We start from the raw sequence: 18,240 nt of genomic DNA, 5'->3' as shown, positions 1-18,240 counted from the left end.
GTATTGCCCTGATTCAGTCAGTAGATAAGGTCAGATTTCTTGCTTGCTTTCGTCGTCTTTCTGCTCAGCTTTGGGCTGCGCCATGGACAGATCCTGTTTGGCATCATCCAAGGCTTGTGTTGCGGCCTTGTGAGTATCGTCGATTGCTTGCTTGGCTGAATCAGCCGCGGTGCTCAACAGTTGTTTACTGGATGTTTCGATTTGGTCACAGCCTGCCATAACCATGAGGGGTACAGCTAGCAACACTGCGTAAAGAGGTTTGATCATCTGAAGCCTCGAAAATGAACCGGTCGATACTGCTCCGGCGATAGGCCAGCATTCTAGAGAGATCAGATCATCAGTAAAATTCGTATTTTTAAGCTGTATACTTCGGCGAAACCGAATCGAGAACGCCCATGCTTAACTATCGTCAACTGCATTACTTTTGGGTGGTAGCTAAAACCGGCAGCATTGTGCGGGCTTGCGATCAGTTGAACCTCACCGCACAGACCATCAGCGGCCAGATCAGCCTGCTTGAGCAATCGCTGGGCGTCGATCTGTTTCAGAGGGTCGGCCGGCAACTTGAGCTTACCGAAGCCGGGCGCCTCACCCTGCCCTACGCCGAACAGATGTTCCAGCTTGGCAACGAATTGGAGTCGGTGTTACGGGCCCAGCCGGATGAACAGCAAATACTGTTCCGCGTCGGGGTCGCTGACGTGGTGCCCAAGTCGATTGTGTACAGACTTATTGCGCCAACAATGGAATTGAGTGAGCCAATTCGCATTACCTGCCGCGAAGATAAACTCGAGCGACTGCTTGCAGATCTGGCTATTCAGCGCCTTGATCTGGTGATATCCGACAGCCCTATGCCCTCGCATCTGGATATCAAAGGCTACAGCCAGAAGCTGGGCGAATGCGGAATCAGCTTTTTCGCCACCACGGAGCTTTCAGAGCGTTACGGGCAGAATTTTCCGTTCGGTATGCAAGGTGCCCCCTTGTTGATTCCCGGCCAGGAAACTGTGGTGCGCAGTCGGCTGATGCGCTGGTTCGCGGAGCTTAAAGTCCAGCCAAGGATTGTCGGGGAATTCGATGACAGCGCGCTGATGAAGGCATTCGGCAAGTCAGGCAGCGGCATATTCGTTGCCCCCAGCGTGATCGCCGATGAAGTCCAGGCGCAATATGGCGTGCAGCTACTCGGCCAGACAGATGCCGTGACCGAGTCTTTTTACGCCATTTCAGTAGAGCGCAAGGTCAAGCACCCGGGCATCGTTGCGATTACCGAAGGTGCCAGACAGAAGCTATTCACCGATGCGACTTAAACGCGCATAAAAGACTTAAACAGTACCCATGAAGTCGCGCTTGCCGATCTCGATGCCATTGTGGCGCAACAGGTCGTAGGCGGTAGTCACGTGGAAGAAAAACTGCGGCAGGCTATAGCTGAGCAAGTAAGTCTGGCCAGTGAAGCGCTTTTCCTTGGGGGTACCGGGACGCAGGATGATTTCGATCCCTTCGTTGCCGTCGATCTGTTCCGGTTTGATGCTACCGATGAAGGCCAGCGTTTTCGCCAGCAACTCCTGCAGCTCCGCAAAGCTGGTTTCAGTGTCGTCATACTTGGGCATTTCAATCTGAGCCAAGCGCGCTGATGCGCCTTTGGCGAAGTCCACAGCGATCTGAACCTGACGTGTGAAGTTGAGCATGTCCGGATACAGACGGGCCTGCAGCAAAGCTTCAGGCTGGATATTTTTCTGTGCGGCGTGGGCTTCAGCTTTGGTCAGGATCTGGCTCAAGGCAGTGAGCATTTGCTGGAAAACCGGAACGGAAGCAGCGTACAGGGAAATAGTCATGACAAGTCCTTTAAAGAAAGTGGCTGATTATAGGCATGTCAGCCCGACCGTGCTGTGCCTGTTTATGGCTAACGTGCGCAGCCCGAAGTTGCTGCTGGAAATAATCCCGTGCAGCCCATAGGCTATCTGCCCGTCATTGCCTATGGAAAGCGCCATGTCCACAGAACAGTCCGCAAGCAATCCGTCCGAGCAACCGGATGCGCTGAACCTGAGCAGCACTGAGGTGCGTATTTTGGGCTGTCTGATCGAAAAGCAGGCAACCAGCCCGGAAACCTACCCACTGACGCTGAATGCGCTGGTCACTGCCTGCAATCAAAAAACCAGTCGTGATCCGGTGATGAACCTCAATCCCGGCCCCGTTGGTCAAAGCCTGCGTGCCTTGGAGGGCCGTGGTCTGGTTCGGCTAGTGATGGGGAGTCGCGCTGATCGCTGGGAGCAGCGTGTCGATAAAACCCTGGAGCTGGTGCCAGCTCAGGTGATTCTGACTGGCCTCTTGCTGCTGCGCGGTCCGCAGACGGTCAATGAACTGCTGACCCGCAGTAACCGCATGCATGACTTTGAAGATACCGAGCAGGTCATCCATCAACTTGAGCGGTTAATCGCCAGAAATCTGGCGATACTCCTGCCACGCCAGTCAGGCCAGCGGGAGGACCGCTATATGCACACCCTGGGCAATGCGGATGACCTGCAGGAAATCCTCACGGCGCGGCAAAACCAGCCTAACCAATCATCCTCTGCGAACACTGGCTCCGCCGAACGACTGGACGAACTCGAAGCCCGCATTGCGGCACTGGAAGAGCGTCTGGCCAAGCTCGAATAGTACTGTGGACAAAGCGCTCAATCCGGGCAGGATTCAACCTTTATCCCGCCCGGGCGAATGCCGCAGCTTGCTGAAACTGCTCATCGCTCGGACGAACGCCGGTATACAACACAAACTGCTCCAGCGCCTGAATGGCTGCCACTTCATCGCCGCTGATAACGTGCTTGCTTCGCGCGCGTGCGGCCTCGATAAGTGGCGTATTGGCGGGGTTGGCGACGACATCAAAGACCGTGTCGGCCGCGTCGATAGCGTCGAGACTGAACGCCAGTTCATCTGATTGAGCACCGATCATCCCCAGCGGGGTGACATTGACCAGTAAAGATGGCCGAAAGTCCCCCAGCTCCGCTTGCCAACGCAGTCCACAGGACTCAGCCAGCGCCCGTCCCGCCTTCTCATTGCGGGCAACGATTACCCCGTCTGTGAAGCCAACATCGCGCATAGCGAAAGCCACCGCCTTGGCCATCCCGCCACTGCCGCGCAGAGCGAACTCGGTACGCGGCACAGCATGGCTGTCCATTAGCTGTGCGACAGCAATGTAATCCGTGTTGTAAGCCTTGAGATGGCCAGCAGTATTGACGATGGTGTTGATCGACGTGATAGCCGCAGCGGAGTCATCCATTTCATCAACCAACGAAATGCTTGCTTCCTTGAAGGGCATGGAAACGGCACAGCCGCGAATCCCCAGTGAACGCATCCCGGCGATAGCAGCGGGCAAGTCCGAAGGGCAAAAAGCCTTGTAATAAAAATTGAGACCCAATTGCTGGTAGAGATGGTTATGGAAACGAACACCGAAGTTGCCTGGTCGCGCAGCGAGCGACATGCACAGTACGGTTTCCTTGTCAGGGATAATGGGCATTTTTTCTCCCGAACGGTATTAGTCATTGCTTCATTGAAAAGCGTAATATCAGCACCGCAACACGGCCTGATCCAACTCGCCGGATACCTTACACAAAATTTACTTAACGGCTTCGCAGTTTTTTAGCAAAGCGCTGTCTTAAGAGTTATCCCGTGGCAGTGCTTGAGAGTAATGCAGGCCCGCGACAACGGGTTGAAAGTCGAGGAATAGTCATGATTCGTCAAATCCCCAAGGTTGCCTTGCTGTTAGCTGCTCTGGCCATGGCCGGCCAGGCGAACGCCCATGGTGGCGGCGGTGGCTGGGCGGGCCCTGCAGTTGTAGGTGCAATTGTGGGTGGCGTTATTGGTTCGGCGGTCTCTTCCGGCCGCGACAGAACGGTCTATGTTGAGCAACAGCCGGTCTATGTCCAACAGCCGGTCTACGTTCAGGCACCGCCACAACCCGTCTATTACCAACCGGCTTATCAGGTTGTAGCGCCGCCGCCCGTGCGCGTGTATGGCCCACCACCTGGCTATTACGGCCCTCCGCCGGGTTATTACGGACCGCCGCGCGGCTATTATGATCGTGGTCGCTGGTAACCATTGAAAAAGCCCCGCCCTTACCGGCGGGGCTTTTTTTTGCTGGATGGCCGATAACAGCTATCTTCAGGCTCAAGATCGGCGAAAAAAAGACGATAGCCTGCTAACAGTTCCGGCTCGCCTCTGGCCAAATGAAAACCTTCCAACGCCATTGCTACCAGTCAGCCATAACAATAAGGAAATCAGGATGCCGACACAGAACCCACATCGAATGGTCGGACTCTGTACGTCGAACAAGGTCTACAGCGCATTGACAGAACTCAAGAGCCTTGAAGGCCACAGGACCGCCAAGTTCGTTGCGCTTCTGGCTCAGAATCTGGTGGAAAAAGGCGTGTTGTCCGACGAGGAAGTCATCAACATGCTGGACCAGGTCGTCGACTGACCCTCATCCGCCGAACATCTCCGGCTTGCCTGTTCATCAATGTCCACTATCGAGAGCGTTGATTTCTGCTGCGTCCCATGACGCCGTAGAGTAGCGCCATAGATTGTTGGAGGCACTTATGAACACACTCAAAATCATGTCAGTAGTAGGCAGCGCAGTCCCGCAAGCCCTTAGAGCCCAAGGTCTTCTGGCCTGCTGGTATCTGGTGCACGACGGTGAGCCCGTCAGCGGCCCTTTCGCCTCGCTGAATGCCGCACAAGCGCGTTCCGATATGTTTGAAAGTGGTCAGTTGAATGGCTGACCACTCGCGATAGACCGACAGCTCACCTGGTTTTACGCCCTGAATGAATCGTGCGTTGCTCCGCACATCCCCTTGCCCGCATCACTCCCCTGATGCGGGCTTTTTTTGGCTGCGAATTCGCAACCGACAATCAGAGACGCTCAGCCATCGCTGCGTTGACCTGACACCGATGGGTCAGTTTCTGCAGACGCTTCTCCATGCTCATGAACACCACCCGATCCGAACGACCACTTTCCAGCTCATCGATAAGGTCGTTGGCGACCTGACGCAGCTCGTAAGCAATCACTACGCGATCGTCATTCAGGTCATCCTTGTGGGATTCAAACAGGCGGTGCAGATAATCTTGCAAGACATACTTCAAGCGATGCCGATCAGTTGCGCGCAGATGGTTCAGGCTCAGGCTGATTTTGCCCAACAGCTCGCCCAGCTCGCCGCACAGGTACTGCATGCGCCTGGCATAACCGATCTGCCCTTCGCGCATAGCCTTGTGTTGCACTGCCGCCTCCTGACTGCGCTGAATACCCGGCACTGCAACAGCGACCATCATGCCGATAATCAAGCCCGTTGCCTGAACCCAACCCACCCAGTCTGCAGGCCTTGAAAAGAATCCTGCCCCCATCAACAGAACGGCTATTGCACCGGCAACTATCACTAAAACAACGTAATCCTTGCTGATAAACCCCTTGGGCATTGCGCGACTCCTTCGGTCTGTGTCGGCTGCTATCGATGGCATGGGATGCTAATCGGTGCTGGCGCCGGACACCACGACTATTGTCATCGACGGACGATATTTCAGCCGGTCGATGCAAAGTTAAATATTAAGCTTATTAGTGAAACGTCCTACAACACCCATCGACAGTAGTCAGGCCTGCTCATAAAATACCGCGCAGTTTCTTTAACCCTGTGTGATACCACACTCCACTTTTAGTGAGCGCTGCTCTTGAAAATTCGTCTTCCACTTTTGGGCCTTTTATTTGCACTTGCAGGCCCGGCACTATCCACCAGTGCCTATGCGAACGACCCTGCCCCACTTAATCGTGACCCGTCACTTCTTCATCTGGCGTCAGGCAGTGCCATGGTCGTCGATCTGCAAACCGATAAAGTTCTGTATTCAAGCAATCCGGATGTCATCGTACCCATCGCATCGGTTACCAAACTCATGACCGCAATGGTCGTGCTGGACGCCAAGCAGTCTATGGATGAGGTCATTCCGGTCAATATTTCTCAGACGCCGGAAATGAAAGGCGTGTTCTCCCGGGTAAAGCTGGGCAGCGAACTACCGCGCCGGGAAATGCTGCTCATTACCTTGATGTCGTCTGAAAATCGCGCGGCGGCCAGCCTCGCGCACAGTTATCCGGGCGGCTACGCAGCGTTCATTCTGGCGATGAATGCTAAAGCCAAGGCCTTGGGTATGAAGCACACCGTATATGTCGAGCCTACAGGCCTCTCGATATACAACGTTTCTACCGCCCGCGATCTGACCAAACTGCTATTGGCATCACGTAAATATCCAGCGCTTAGCGAGTTAAGTACAACGCCGGAGAAAACCGTAACGTTCCGCAAGCCGACTTACAGCCTCGGCTTCAGCAACACCGACCACCTGGTTCGAAAATCCAACTGGGACATCAAATTGACCAAGACGGGTTTCACCAATCAGGCCGGGCACTGCCTGGTGCTGCTGACCAGCATGGCCAATCGTCCTGTGTCGATGGTGATTCTCGATGCATTCGGCAAATACACACACTTTGCGGACGCTAGCCGGATCCGCCAATGGATGGAAACAGGCAAAAGTAACCCGCCTCCAGCCGTAGCCTTGCAGTACAAGAAAGAAAAGAATCTGGTGATGAAGCAACAAGGGCTACAAGCCACCGAGTGATTCGCCAGTTAATCGCTCCAAAAGAAAGGCCGCCAGTTCATCAAGAAGCTGGCGGCCTTTTGCTTTCTTGCGTCTGTGTCGCTAAGCGCTTAAAGGTTGAACTGAGTCACCAGCTTGGTATTCAGATAAGCCTCAATCGCTTCGGTACCACCTTCAGAGCCATAACCAGAATCCTTGATGCCACCAAATGGCACTTCCGGCAAACCAATACCCTGATGATTGATGGACAGCATGCCCGCCTCAATGTAGGTGCTCAACGCATGAGCCGTCTTCATTGACGTGGTAAAGGCATAAGAAGCCAGACCAAACGGTACTCGATTGGATTCGGCTATGGCCTCTTCAACCGTATCGAACGGCACCAACAGAGCGACTGGACCGAACGGCTCCTCGTTCATGATGCGCATTTCGCGAGTCAGGCCACTGAGTACGGTGGGCTCGAAGAAGTAGCCAGGGCCATCAATCGCCCGACCGCCAGCATTCAGCGTCGCGCCAGCAGCTTTAGCGTCCTCTACCAATGCCGCCAGTGCCGGAATACGTCGCTCATTGGCGACCGGCCCCATGGTTACAGTGGAGTCCAGACCGTTACCTACCTTGATCTCCCGAGTCAGACCGACAAACTTCTCGAGGAATGCATCGAACACCCCGCGCTGGACCAGAATGCGAGTCGGTGAAACGCACACCTGACCGGCATTGCGGAACTTGGCCGTAGCCAACACGCGCGCAGCAAGATCAACATCGGCATCATCAAAAACCAGCGCCGGAGCATGACCACCTAGCTCCATTGTGGCGCGTTTCATGTGCTGCCCGGCCAGAGCAGCCAGCTGCTTGCCGACCGGTGTCGAGCCGGTGAAAGTCACCTTGCGGATAACCGGGTGAGGGATGAGATAAGAGGAAATTTCCGCTGGATCACCGTACACCAGGCCAATAACACCTGCTGGGACACCCGCGTCTGCAAACGCCCGAATCAGCTCGGCAGGTGATGCCGGTGTTTCTTCAGGGGCCTTGACGATGATTGAACAGCCCGCAGCAAGAGCCGACGAGAGTTTGCGCACGATTTGATTGATCGGGAAGTTCCACGGTGTAAACGCAGCGACGGGCCCAACCGGTTCCTTGACGACCTTCTGCTCAACGCTTGCTCCACGGGATGGAACAATGCGGCCATAACTACGACGGCCCTCTTCGGCCAACCATTCGACGACATCAGCACCGGACAGCACCTCGGCACGGGCCTCAGCCAAAGGCTTGCCCTGTTCCTGAGTCATAATCCTGGCAATGACATCCGCGCGTTCGCGCAGAAGTTGCGCGGCTTTCTGCATCGTCTTGTAGCGATCGTAAGCCGAAGTCTTGCGCCACACCGCAAAACCACGCTCGGCAGCGGCAAGCGCTTCATCGAGGTCAGGAATACTGGCGTGCGCAACGGTGCCCAATTTCTCACCTGTGGCAGGATCGATGACTGGCAGGGTGCGACCTTGTTGGCCTGCACGCCATTGACCATCGATGAATAGCTGTACATCAGGATACATAGCGATTTCTCCAGTTGCGTTCGCATAGACAGAAATAAGCTTTTCAAAAGCGCTACGAGTTCAATGGGGGCGTGCCTGTATATATCAAGGCATTTCAACAAATGGACGTCAGGAGTCGCTACCCGTCAGGCCTTGGTGCGCTGTTGCCACGCTGCTGCCAATCCGCTCAGGCAGATTACCGCGATGCCCAATTGAGCCGTCAAAGACGGCGCATGACCGAACACCAGATAGCCCAGCAAACCGGCGAATACAATCTGGCAATAACTGAACGGCGCCAGCATCGCGGGAGCGGCGAAGCGAAAGGCCTGGGTCAACAGTAAATGAGCAACCATGCCGCATGCGCCGAGCGCCAGCATGAACGGCAGATGCTTGAGCTCCGGCACCGTCCAGAAAAAAGGTAGCAATGCGGTCATGACAAGGCTGTTGAACAGCCCGGCAAAAAAGTTGCTGGTGGTCGGACTGTCATGAGCACTGACCATGCGGGTCAGCAACTGATAGGACGCAAATAGCGTCGCAGAAGCCAACGGCAGCAAAACAGCCGGAGTAAACAACTCACCTCCGGGATGCACGATGATCAGCACCCCCACAAAACCCACCAGCACTGCGGCCCACTGTTTACGCGTGACATGCTCGTGCAGTAACGGCACCGACATAGCGGTGATCAACAATGGCGCAAGGAAGTTAACGGCGGTTGCTTCGGCCAGCGGGATATACATCAGCCCGGTCGTGAACAACAGGCTGGTACCCAACAGACAGAGCGCCCTTATTATTTGCAGCTTCAAACGTTTGGTACGCAAAACCCGCAGCCCTGCCGAGGGCATGAAAATCCCGGCCATGAGCAAGGTATGCACTAAGTAACGCACCCAGACGACCATGAAGACGGGATAGAAACCGGACAGGTACTTGGAGATGGTGTCATGACTGGCAAACAGAAACGTTGCCAGCACAATGAGCGCGATGCCCTTGAGTGGCTGATTGACGCCAGATAGCGGCGTGCTGACGATGGTCATCTGGTTTCCTTGGCATGGCAGAAAACAGGCGCATATTCAAAGATCGAATGACAGCGCATCCGATGTCCCTGAAAAGCGGATAGACCAAAGAATATAGAAGCTGTCCCGGTTATCCAAACAAAGCAACGGTTCATGACGAAATTAACTGACTGACCAGTCTGGTAAGGACTCAGATCCAGAATCGCAGTAAAGCCCCTGTCGTGCCATTAAGGGGATCGGCTTCGGGCAAAGGCACCTCGACAATACGCTTCCTTGAAACCGGCAGCACAGCAGGGTCTGCACGCTGGATATCGTAATTGCTCTGATTGTAGGGATAAGCCCCCACAACCAGGAAGTCATCACTTTGTTCGAGGCAGCAGTGACCGGTTCCGGCTGGCAATACCAGCACATCGCCAGGTGCCACGGTGACTTCCTGCCCGCCTGCGCCCCCGAGCATCACCCGTGCGGCGCCGCTTGCCACGCCCAGCGCCTCATGCGCAGTAGCGTGATAATGGTGGTAGTCAAAAATCCCGTCACGCCACTTTGCCAGCCAGTGATTGCTGGTAAAGAGCCGCTCGAACGCCTTGGCAGTATCGGGGCTATCAAACGACACCCCCCGATAGATCAGCACCGGTAATCTGCTATTGGGAATGGAGTGGTTCTCGTCAAAGTACAACTGCTCAGGTATACGTGAAATCATGATGGCGGCTCCTGCCTGAAGACCATTGATTACCCATGTCGACTCCCGCACAAAGCTTGAAGTTGCGTGCTGCGGTCAGGCGGTCTATTCGGCCATTGCCTCAAGAGAGACCAAGGGCACAGTAAAGCTGAATTCGCTGCCTTGCCCCAATTCACTGCGGACCCATAACTCACCGCCATGGGCTTTGACGATCCCCATTGAGATGTAAAGCCCCAGACCCGTACCACTCGGATTACCCTCACGAATCCGCCAGTATCGTTCAAACACATGAGGTAGTTGGTCAGGGGCGATACCGGCTCCAGTGTCGACAACGCTGAAGGTGGCGTAGTCACCCTGTTTTTCGGCGGTGATAGCGACTCGCCCCTCTCTTGGAGTGAACTTGATGGCGTTCCCAATCAGGTTGGACAGCACCTGAAACAGCCGCTCCGGATCAGCCATAACACGCAGGCCGGGTTCGGATACAAAACTCAGATCAATGAATTTATTCAGCGCCAACGGTGCAAGCAGCGAATAAGCCTCTTCGAAAATCTGACTTACATCGCGAAGCTGCGTCGTGATGGAATAGCGTCCGGCCTCGATTTTCGAGGTATCCAGAAGATCCTCCAGCAGATTGGTCATTCTCGTTGTCGCACGCTGCATCGTATCGATAGCTGAGTTGACCCGCTTGGAGGACGGAGTGCTGTCGGCCCCGATCAAACGCTGCATCATTCCGCACTGCATGACGATGACAGTCATTGGGTTGCGCAAGTCATGGGAAACCACCGCGACCAGCTCATCCCGCGCACGCACAGCTTCCTGCTCACGTAGCACCTGACGAGACAGGTCGGCCTCCAGCGCAGAGCGTCTCAGGTCAGCGACCGCGAACAGGTCACCACTGTCCCAGCGATGCGCTTTGCCATCCACCTGCTCCTTCCATATCTCGAATGATTTGCGAGGCTGAAGCCGGTTACCGGTATCGGTTTCGGACATTTCCATCGGCTTGCTCGGGTCGCCGCTCCAGTGAACGCTGTCCTTGACCTCCGGACGAAACCACAGCACGGCATTGTCCACCGGCTTGGGCAACGTAAACGTCAGAAGGCCGCTGCCGACATCCTGATATTCATGGGCAGCCGGGAAATCGGCACTCAGATTCGATGATTCATAAATGCCTGAAGGCTGCTGTTGAAGCCAGGTATAAAGAGAACGGATATGCTCTACCGCAGGACAAGCGCCCCACACGTGCAATCGCTCCTCTACCAGCACAGCGACGCCTGACGCTCCGGTCAACGCCATCAGCGACTCTGGATCCTGTGCCAGCGCCTCTAATACATCCTTGTCCGCTGCCGAGTGCATTGCTCGGGCAAGCTCGGCGAGCAACACCTCTTTCTTCTGGCGCTGACGGGTTATCTCGGCTTCTTCAAGAGCACTGATCTGCATCGACAGCACCTGACCAATCGTCTGGCATGCGGCCCGCAACCCATGTGGCACCAGCAACGGCTGGCGATTGCCACAACTGATCAGCCCCCAGAGACGATCGTCCTTTAGCAAAGAAATGCTCATAGAGGACAACACGCCCATATTCTTCATGTATTGGCAATGAATCGGCGAAACACTGCGCAACAGCGAATGTGTCATGTCCAGCGGCAACAACGTATCAGGGCGTAGCAGTGGCACCAGAGGCACAGGCATATAGCGCGCATCGGGGATTATCCGCAACCAATTGACCCGGTACAGTTCACGAGCCTGGCTCGGAATATCGGACGCCGGAAAAAACAGACCGTTATAGATGTCCATGCCTGGGCTGGACGCCTCAGCAATAACCTGGCCATGCCCTTCGGCTTCGAAACGATAGATAAGCACGCGGTCATAACCGGTCAATGCCTGAATTTCGCGGACGCTTATTTCGTAAAGCTCTGCGAGAGATTTTGCACCTTGCAGACGACGCAGCGTGCGGCCCAGGCCACGATCCAGATGCTGCATGCTGGCTGAAGTAAGCTCACCGGGATTTTCGATCTCCAGCACCAGCAATCCGTCGTAACGATGCAAGGTGCAGTCCATCTGACCCAGGCCATAGGTCAACGACAGCGGATTGACTTCGTCCAGTGAATAGGCCGCTGCAGCGCTGCGCACTTGCTGCGCCTGTTGTGCGCCCAGCACGATTTCAAGGTCCTTCCCAGCCAGTTCCGATGCAGGACGACCGAAGAGCCCATCGGCATTTGCGCTGAGTTGTTGCACGACCCAGGTTGCCTCATTGACAGTCAGCAGCACGCCATGGGGCTGAATTGCACCCGGGACCTGAATAGGCTCCTGATCACAATTGGCCAGCAACCGATCAAAGACATCACCGTCGTCAACAATCATCGCAAAACCTCCACACGCTTGAACCAGCGCTCAACATAAACTAGCGACGCGTCAACCCTGTGCGACGAGTTGTTAATCAGCACCGGTAATTCATTCCGGCGAATATTTATGATTGGATCCAACTTACCGAGATTCATGCCTGACCGTTCCGACGAAAAGTATTCACCACGAAAACTCCGCGATAAAGGACGATAAAGATCATCGCGACGCCATGCAGGAGTAACAAACACCAACACTTCAGGGAAGAATACTGACCAGCGCGGGGTCCGCCTGACACAAGACGGGTTCGCAAAACGTGCGAATTCGGGGGGTATCGACTGCTTCGCAAGGAGATATTCGTCAAGCAAATTTCAGTGTCCGTAACCATGGCACACGAACGAGTTCGGCGCACTGTTATATTCCATTCAATATCACTAAAGCAGATTCTTTTTTAAAGACGCCCGACACATTACAGCATCAACTTGATTCCGCGAAGTATCTCGATACGGATCTTTTGGAATAACGATTTAACCCAACTCACTCATCCACAATAACAGGGCTGCCAGACTACGGTGCCGCTGCACCGCCAGCCTGACGTCCCAGTCCCCATCCGTTAGAAAATATAGTCCGTGGTGAGGAAGCTGGACTCCCGATTACGAATAATGTCGCTGACCAGCTTTTTGTTACTTTCCTGAAATTTGGTCGCAACCAACGTACGGATCGAGAAAACCCGAAGCGCGTCATGAACCGACAAAGTCCCTTCGGCCGAGTTTTTGCGACCGTTGAAGGGAAACTGATCCGGGCCACGCTGACACTGCGCATTGATGTTGATACGCCCGACCTGATTGGTAAACGCGTCCACCAGACGTCCGACCTGAGCAGAATCACTGCCAAAAATGCTTAGTTGCTGGCCGAAGTCCGAGTCCAGTACGTAGTCGATCACCGACTCCAGATCGCGATAAGCGACAATGGGCACTACCGGACCAAACTGTTCTTCATGGTAAACCCGCATAGCCGAAGTCACTGGATACAACACCGCCGGGTAGAAGAATGTTTCATTGATCTCCCCGCCGCCCTCATTGACCACGCGCGCGCCCTTACTCACAGCGTCTTCGACCAGCCCCTTGAGGTAGTCGGTCTTGCCAGGCTCAGGCAATGGCGTTAACGACACCCCCGCCTCCCATGGCATCCCGGCTTTCAACTGGGCAAGTTTGTGCTGAAATTTTTCCAGAAAACTGTCGACCACACTTTCATGCACGAAGAGAATCTTGAGCGCAGTGCAACGCTGACCATTGAAAGACAACGCCCCGGTTATAGACTCACTCACCGCGTTGTCCAGGTCCACATCCGGCAACACAATGCCTGGATTCTTGGCATCCAGGCCCAGTGCAGCACGCAGACGATGTGGCTTGGGATGAAGCTTCTTCAAGTCACTGGCCGCTTTATTAGTGCCGATAAAGGCGAACACATCGACCTTGCCGCTAGCCATCAATGCACTGACCGTTTCCCGACCGCTGCCGTAGATAACGTTGATGACACCGGCCGGGAAACTGTCCCGAAAGGCTTCCAGCAATGGCCGGATCAACAACACACCAAACTTGGCCGGCTTGAAGACCACGGTATTGCCCATGATCAGTGCCGGTATGAGCGTGGTGAAGGTTTCATTAAGCGGATAGTTGTAGGGTCCCATACACAGCGTCACGCCCAGAGGAACCCGGCGAATCTGGCCCAAGGTGTCCTGCTCAAGCTCGAAACGACTCGAACGCCGATCCAGCTCCTTGAGCGCATTGATGGTATCGACGATGTAATCGCAGGTGCGATCAAACTCTTTCTCCGAGTCCTTGAGATTTTTGCCAATCTCCCACATCAGCAGCTTAACCACTGCCTCACGCTGCTCGCGCATGCGCTTGAGAAACGCCTCTACATGCTGAATACGCTCAACAACCCGCATCGTCGGCCAGGCGCCCTGCCCTCTGTCGTAAGCCTGAACCGCCGCCTCCAGTGCAGTCATCGCGGTGGCCGCATCCAGCAAAGGAGTGCTGCCCAGAATGACTGAGCGGATACCGTCGGCACCACTAAGACACACCGGGCTGCGCACCGGTGCCAAAGGCCCTTGCCACAGCTGCAACGTGCCATTGACCAAGTACTCGCGCTGTTCGATGGCCTCAACAGGACGGTACTGCTCAGGGATCTGTTCCAGCGCAGGAAATAACGATTCAAGACGATTGCTGACGGTCACTTCTTTCACCTCTCTAGAGATCAGTCACAAAGGGCATGTCATGACACTACGCCAAAGCTCGCTCCTTTTGGAGACGCCTCTCGCCAAGCTGCTGAATAGTAAAAATATTTTCGGCACACGCTTGACTAATCCAATTGAAACAGTAACATAGCGCTCATTCCGCGATAGCTCAGTTGGTAGAGCAAGTGACTGTTAATCACTGGGTCCCTGGTTCGAGTCCAGGTCGTGGAGCCATATTGAATCAAGCGACTGGGCGGTTTTGCAGAACTTTAGTCATCTCGTGATCTGAATCACTGAGAGGCTGCTCTGACAAAACCGCCCTTTTTCTTGGCCGCGAATCACGAAGTTTCCCTTCCAGTTGTCGCGCAAGGATGCAGGCAGTGTCACTAATCATGAGCTCGCAGGCGACTCACTTACGATTACGACTACCGAAGCACATCGCCCCCTACGCGACATAACCCCTGCCAGTACAGCCCATTACCACTCCCTCAGGTTTGCTTGCTCTATCCTCCTACGCGACTACCCGGACAATGGACGCAATCATGATTACTCAAATGGACTCTCAGGTGCTACAGCTGATGGAGGGAGTACCTGGTCAATGTATGGATCAGCTTATTCGCAACGGCGTATCGCTGACAGCCCTCGACAACCTGTCCAGACACGGCGTCAGCGCAGTCAACCTTGGGATCATCAGCGCGCCTACCCTGCGCCGCCGTCAGATCAAGGGCGAGCGCCTGTCGCTAGATGAAGGCGACCGCCTGTACCGGGTGAGTAAGCTAGTGATTCTCGCTGAGCACGTTTTTGGTGACAAGACCAAGTCAGCTCACTGGCTTAACAAAGCACAGAAGACCTTTGGAGGATTGGCCGCTCTGGAAGCCGCTACCACCACGCCCGGCTATTGCGCAGTTGAAGAAGCTCTTGAGCTAATCAGTCACGGATTTTTCGCATAAGGGCGACCTGATCCGATGCTGTTTTTTACATCCCCCAAGCGCTAAGGACGAGGCAACGCTTTGTCGGTTATAGCAGTGCCCGCAACCACCGCCGTCGATAGAAGTCGTTCCGGCATGCGAGCCAAGTCAAATCCATTACCTCCAGCACCAAATACCGCACTGATGAACTCAGTTCAGGAAGGTATCCCGAATAAGCCTCTTAATTGGAGAGATCAGGCTCCGTAGGATGTACTCCACCGACCTGCCCCGCCTCCAGTCGACTAGCACGCAGGTCTTGCAACGTGGCGAGGCGAGAGCTCACCTCATCATAGATATGTAAGCCTCGTTCAACGACGCGCTGGAAGAGCTTTGGTAGTGGATATTGGGGCTCAGCATGCGACTTTCAGGACCAGCGCTTGATGAGCGTGGATCTGTGACAAAAACACGAAAGAACCAGCGCCCTCTGCCCGATCTTTTGGTCAATGACGCTTGGAGTACGCATCATGAGTTTTTTCTCAATCAGGTTCTCGGTGCCGCTTCTGCTCTCTTTGCTGACCGAAATGGTCATGGCAGAAGCAACTTCACCGGCGAATCCGAAGGCAGACATGGCCAGCGACGTCACCCATCAGGACGTTAAAGAAAATCCGGGTGGAGAAAACCCGGTAGTGCTGGTCGTTGGTGCGAGTGGCAGCATCGGTCAACCGGTTGTTGCCGAGGCATTAAAACGTGGATACGAGACGCGGGCACTGGTGCGCGATCCGGATCAGGCCAAACTGTTTCCGGCCGGCGTAAAGGTCATTGTCGGCGACCTCACGCGTGCCGATACGCTGCACGAAGCGGTTGCCGGAGTGACCGGAATTGTGTTCACACACGGCATCAGCGGCAATGATCCGCGAGGCGCCGAGCAGGTCAATTACGGCGCCGTGCGCAATGTTCTGAGCGTGCTGAGTGCGCCCGCCCGGATAGCCTTGATGACGACTGTCGGAGTGACAAAACCCAGTGTCGGGCATGACTGGAAACGGCGAGGCGAACGGTTGGTGCGTGCCAGCGGGCTGCCTTACACCATCGTGCGACCTGGTTGGTTCGACTACAACGCAGCTGATCAGCAGCGACTCGTGATGCGCCAGGGTGACACACACTGGGCAGGCTCTCCATCTGATGGCGTAGTCGCCCGAGTGAAAATCGCCGAGGTCCTGGTCTCGTCACTGACATCAGTAGCGGCAACCCGCAAGACCTTCGAGTTAGTGGCAGAAAGAGGCAATGCGCAACGCGATCTCGATCCATTGTTCTCGGCGCTACCAGCCGACTCGTCCAAATCTCATGATGCAATCGAAGATCGGGAAAACCTGCCTCTGGACAAAGAGCCGCCTACCGTCCTTAAAGACCTTGATGCTGTTCGTGCACGATTCAAAAACTGATGGTACTGACGCACTTGCTCTGATCACGCCCCACATTCTGGTTATGACACAGCGAGCAGAACGCTGAATGCCTGCCGCCGAGTGCATCTCCCTGGCCCCTTCCCGTAGACGCACCGGGTAAAGTGTCTGCCGGTGGACACTGATTCTTCTGAACTCTATCGCCAAAGGGCGTTCTAGACCCTTTCGCCGATTTCTGGTTAGCATCGGCGCCGCACTCTTCGTGACCCTTGAGATTTTGACGACGCATGTCTATTCAGCAAACACCCGGGCATGCACTGCCCGCACGCTCGGCCGCCAAAATGGAAGCCGCAATGGCCGTAGGCGCTTTCGCTATCGGTACTGGCGAATTCGCGATCATGGGGCTGATGCCCGACATCGCCAGCAACCTGCAATTGAGCGAACCACAGGTCGGCCATGCCATCAGCGCGTATGCATTGGGGGTGATGGTCGGAGCACCGCTTTTGGCCATTCTGGGTGCCAGGTTGCTGCGCAAACACCTGCTTCTACTGCTGATGGCGCTGTACGCTCTGGGCAATCTGGCAACTGCGTTTACGCCGACATTTGGCAGCTTGATTGCCTTTCGGTTTATCAGCGGCCTGCCTCATGGCGCCTATTTCGGTATCGCAGCAGTGGTGGCTTCGAGCATGGTGCCTACCAATAAGCGTGCCGGTGCCGTGGCAAGGGTGATGATGGGCCTGACGCTGGCGATGCTGCTGGGCAACCCTATTGCGACGGTGTTGGGTCAGTTTTTCGGCTGGCGATCCGCCTTCGCGCTGGTAGGGGCCATTGCAATCTGCACCATCGCGCTGGTCTGGCGCTTTGTGCCTGACCGCCATGATGAGCCGCGCAGTGATCCGCGCAAGGAACTGCGCGCTTTCACCAAACCGCAGGTCTGGATGGCCCTTGCGATTGGCGCCATTGGCTTTGCCGGGATGTTCTGCGTCTTCAGTTATCTGGCACCCACGATGCTCGAAGTCACCCGCGTAACACCGCAATGGATTCCCTTCGGGCTGGCTGCTTTCGGACTGGGCGGCATCATCGGCAACATCGCCGGAGGTAAACTGTTCGACCGTCTGCAGTTCCGTGCGGTGGGCCTGATACTCGTCTGGTCGATGGCAGTGCTGCTGTTCTTTCCGCTTGCAGCCGGTTCGCTGTGGGGCGTCACGCTAGGCATCGGGCTTGTCGGAACAATGGTGGCTCTGGCGGCTCCACTACAGATCCGCCTCATGGACATTGCTCACGAAGCCCCAAGCCTGGCTGCCGCGTCCAACCATGCGGCATTCAACCTGGCGAATGCGCTTGGACCATGGTTTGGCGGGATGGCAATTACCGCCGGGCTGGGCTGGACCAGCACCGGGTATATCGGTGCAGCCACTGCACTGGTGGGCTTGGGTCTCTACCTGATTGCGCGGCGCATGAAAGGCGGCGATTGAACCCGCCAACCTTGCCCCGGCGGCCGTCGTGACGACCCCCACCCTCGCCCGGTT

General features: G+C 55.4%; 18 protein-coding genes and 1 tRNA gene. 10 read left to right on the top strand and 9 right to left on the bottom strand.

What is annotated here, in order from left to right; translation table 11 throughout:
* Positions 1–30 precede the first annotated feature (30 nt).
* On the bottom strand, positions 31–267 hold the full coding sequence (locus AUC61_RS14045) for a hypothetical protein (RefSeq protein WP_122663613.1): 237 nt from the start codon (positions 265–267) through the stop codon (positions 31–33).
* Between the two features lie 128 nt (positions 268–395).
* On the opposite strand from AUC61_RS14045, the gene nhaR reads away from it, so the two are divergent.
* Positions 396–1,298, top strand: a complete 903-nt coding sequence (nhaR, locus tag AUC61_RS14040; protein ID WP_243246867.1) for a transcriptional activator NhaR — start codon at positions 396–398, stop codon at positions 1,296–1,298.
* A 15-nt stretch (positions 1,299–1,313) separates the two neighbouring features.
* Here nhaR and AUC61_RS14035 read toward each other — a convergent pair whose 3' ends face one another.
* The gene (locus AUC61_RS14035; protein ID WP_243246866.1) at positions 1,314–1,823 is read right to left on the bottom strand and encodes a DUF1993 domain-containing protein; all 510 of its coding nucleotides are present in this window, start codon (positions 1,821–1,823) and stop codon (positions 1,314–1,316) included.
* A 154-nt stretch (positions 1,824–1,977) separates the two neighbouring features.
* Between AUC61_RS14035 and AUC61_RS14030 the strand changes: the two genes are divergently transcribed.
* The gene (locus AUC61_RS14030) at positions 1,978–2,643 is read left to right on the top strand and encodes a YceH family protein (RefSeq protein ID WP_243246865.1); all 666 of its coding nucleotides are present in this window, start codon (positions 1,978–1,980) and stop codon (positions 2,641–2,643) included.
* A 40-nt stretch (positions 2,644–2,683) separates the two neighbouring features.
* Here AUC61_RS14030 and AUC61_RS14025 read toward each other — a convergent pair whose 3' ends face one another.
* Entirely contained in the window at positions 2,684–3,499 is an 816-nt protein-coding gene (locus AUC61_RS14025; protein WP_243246864.1) for a shikimate 5-dehydrogenase, read from the bottom strand.
* A 212-nt stretch (positions 3,500–3,711) separates the two neighbouring features.
* Here AUC61_RS14025 and AUC61_RS14020 point away from each other — a divergent pair, with 212 nt between their 5' ends.
* From AUC61_RS14020 to AUC61_RS14010, 3 genes are all read left to right on the top strand, one after another.
* Complete coding sequence (locus AUC61_RS14020) at positions 3,712–4,077, top strand: hypothetical protein (RefSeq protein ID WP_122663618.1); 366 nt, start codon at positions 3,712–3,714, stop codon at positions 4,075–4,077.
* A 187-nt stretch (positions 4,078–4,264) separates the two neighbouring features.
* Positions 4,265–4,459 carry a hypothetical protein gene (locus AUC61_RS14015; protein WP_122663619.1) on the top strand — a complete coding sequence of 65 codons (195 nt, stop codon included), beginning with the start codon at positions 4,265–4,267 and terminating at the stop codon, positions 4,457–4,459.
* 118 nt (positions 4,460–4,577) lie between these two features.
* A complete protein-coding gene (locus AUC61_RS14010; RefSeq protein ID WP_122663620.1) occupies positions 4,578–4,760 on the top strand; it encodes a hypothetical protein in 183 nt (60 codons plus the stop codon).
* Positions 4,761–4,890: 130 nt separating this feature from the next.
* On the opposite strand, the gene AUC61_RS14005 is transcribed toward AUC61_RS14010, so the two are convergent.
* Positions 4,891–5,451, bottom strand: a complete 561-nt coding sequence (locus tag AUC61_RS14005; protein WP_243246863.1) for a hypothetical protein — start codon at positions 5,449–5,451, stop codon at positions 4,891–4,893.
* 243 nt (positions 5,452–5,694) lie between these two features.
* On the opposite strand from AUC61_RS14005, the gene pbpG reads away from it, so the two are divergent.
* Positions 5,695–6,636, top strand: coding sequence for a D-alanyl-D-alanine endopeptidase (gene pbpG / locus AUC61_RS14000; protein WP_122663622.1), 942 nt, complete (start codon positions 5,695–5,697; stop codon positions 6,634–6,636).
* Between the two features lie 89 nt (positions 6,637–6,725).
* Here pbpG and AUC61_RS13995 read toward each other — a convergent pair whose 3' ends face one another.
* The 5 genes from AUC61_RS13995 to AUC61_RS13975 form a co-directional block, all read right to left on the bottom strand.
* A complete protein-coding gene (locus tag AUC61_RS13995; RefSeq protein WP_243246862.1) occupies positions 6,726–8,159 on the bottom strand; it encodes an NAD-dependent succinate-semialdehyde dehydrogenase in 1,434 nt (477 codons plus the stop codon).
* A gap of 125 nt (positions 8,160–8,284) precedes the next feature.
* The gene (locus AUC61_RS13990; RefSeq protein WP_243246861.1) at positions 8,285–9,169 is read right to left on the bottom strand and encodes a DMT family transporter; all 885 of its coding nucleotides are present in this window, start codon (positions 9,167–9,169) and stop codon (positions 8,285–8,287) included.
* Positions 9,170–9,338: 169 nt separating this feature from the next.
* Positions 9,339–9,848 carry a cupin domain-containing protein gene (locus AUC61_RS13985; protein ID WP_243246860.1) on the bottom strand — a complete coding sequence of 170 codons (510 nt, stop codon included), beginning with the start codon at positions 9,846–9,848 and terminating at the stop codon, positions 9,339–9,341.
* An 84-nt stretch (positions 9,849–9,932) separates the two neighbouring features.
* Positions 9,933–12,188: an ATP-binding protein gene (locus tag AUC61_RS13980; protein WP_243246859.1), complete on the bottom strand. Its 2,256-nt coding sequence runs from the start codon at positions 12,186–12,188 to the stop codon at positions 9,933–9,935.
* A 592-nt stretch (positions 12,189–12,780) separates the two neighbouring features.
* A complete protein-coding gene (locus AUC61_RS13975; protein ID WP_243246858.1) occupies positions 12,781–14,406 on the bottom strand; it encodes an NADP-dependent glyceraldehyde-3-phosphate dehydrogenase in 1,626 nt (541 codons plus the stop codon).
* A gap of 158 nt (positions 14,407–14,564) precedes the next feature.
* Between AUC61_RS13975 and AUC61_RS13970 the strand changes: the two genes are divergently transcribed.
* The 4 genes from AUC61_RS13970 to AUC61_RS13955 all read left to right on the top strand — a co-directional run bounded on the left by AUC61_RS13970 (position 14,565) and on the right by AUC61_RS13955 (position 18,186).
* A tRNA-Asn gene (locus tag AUC61_RS13970) sits at positions 14,565–14,640 on the top strand.
* A gap of 368 nt (positions 14,641–15,008) precedes the next feature.
* Positions 15,009–15,356: an antitoxin Xre/MbcA/ParS toxin-binding domain-containing protein gene (locus AUC61_RS13965; protein ID WP_243246857.1), complete on the top strand. Its 348-nt coding sequence runs from the start codon at positions 15,009–15,011 to the stop codon at positions 15,354–15,356.
* A 482-nt stretch (positions 15,357–15,838) separates the two neighbouring features.
* Entirely contained in the window at positions 15,839–16,753 is a 915-nt protein-coding gene (locus AUC61_RS13960; RefSeq protein ID WP_243246856.1) for an SDR family oxidoreductase, read from the top strand.
* A gap of 245 nt (positions 16,754–16,998) precedes the next feature.
* Positions 16,999–18,186, top strand: a complete 1,188-nt coding sequence (locus tag AUC61_RS13955) for an MFS transporter (RefSeq protein ID WP_243246855.1) — start codon at positions 16,999–17,001, stop codon at positions 18,184–18,186.
* Positions 18,187–18,240 lie beyond the last annotated feature (54 nt).

It is taken from the genome of Pseudomonas maioricensis (genome assembly GCF_022790535.1).
Taxonomy (GTDB): Bacteria; Pseudomonadota; Gammaproteobacteria; order Pseudomonadales; family Pseudomonadaceae; genus Aquipseudomonas; species Aquipseudomonas maioricensis.
Note: the sequence above shows the minus strand (reverse complement) of the source record. Positions and strands in the feature narration are given on the sequence as shown.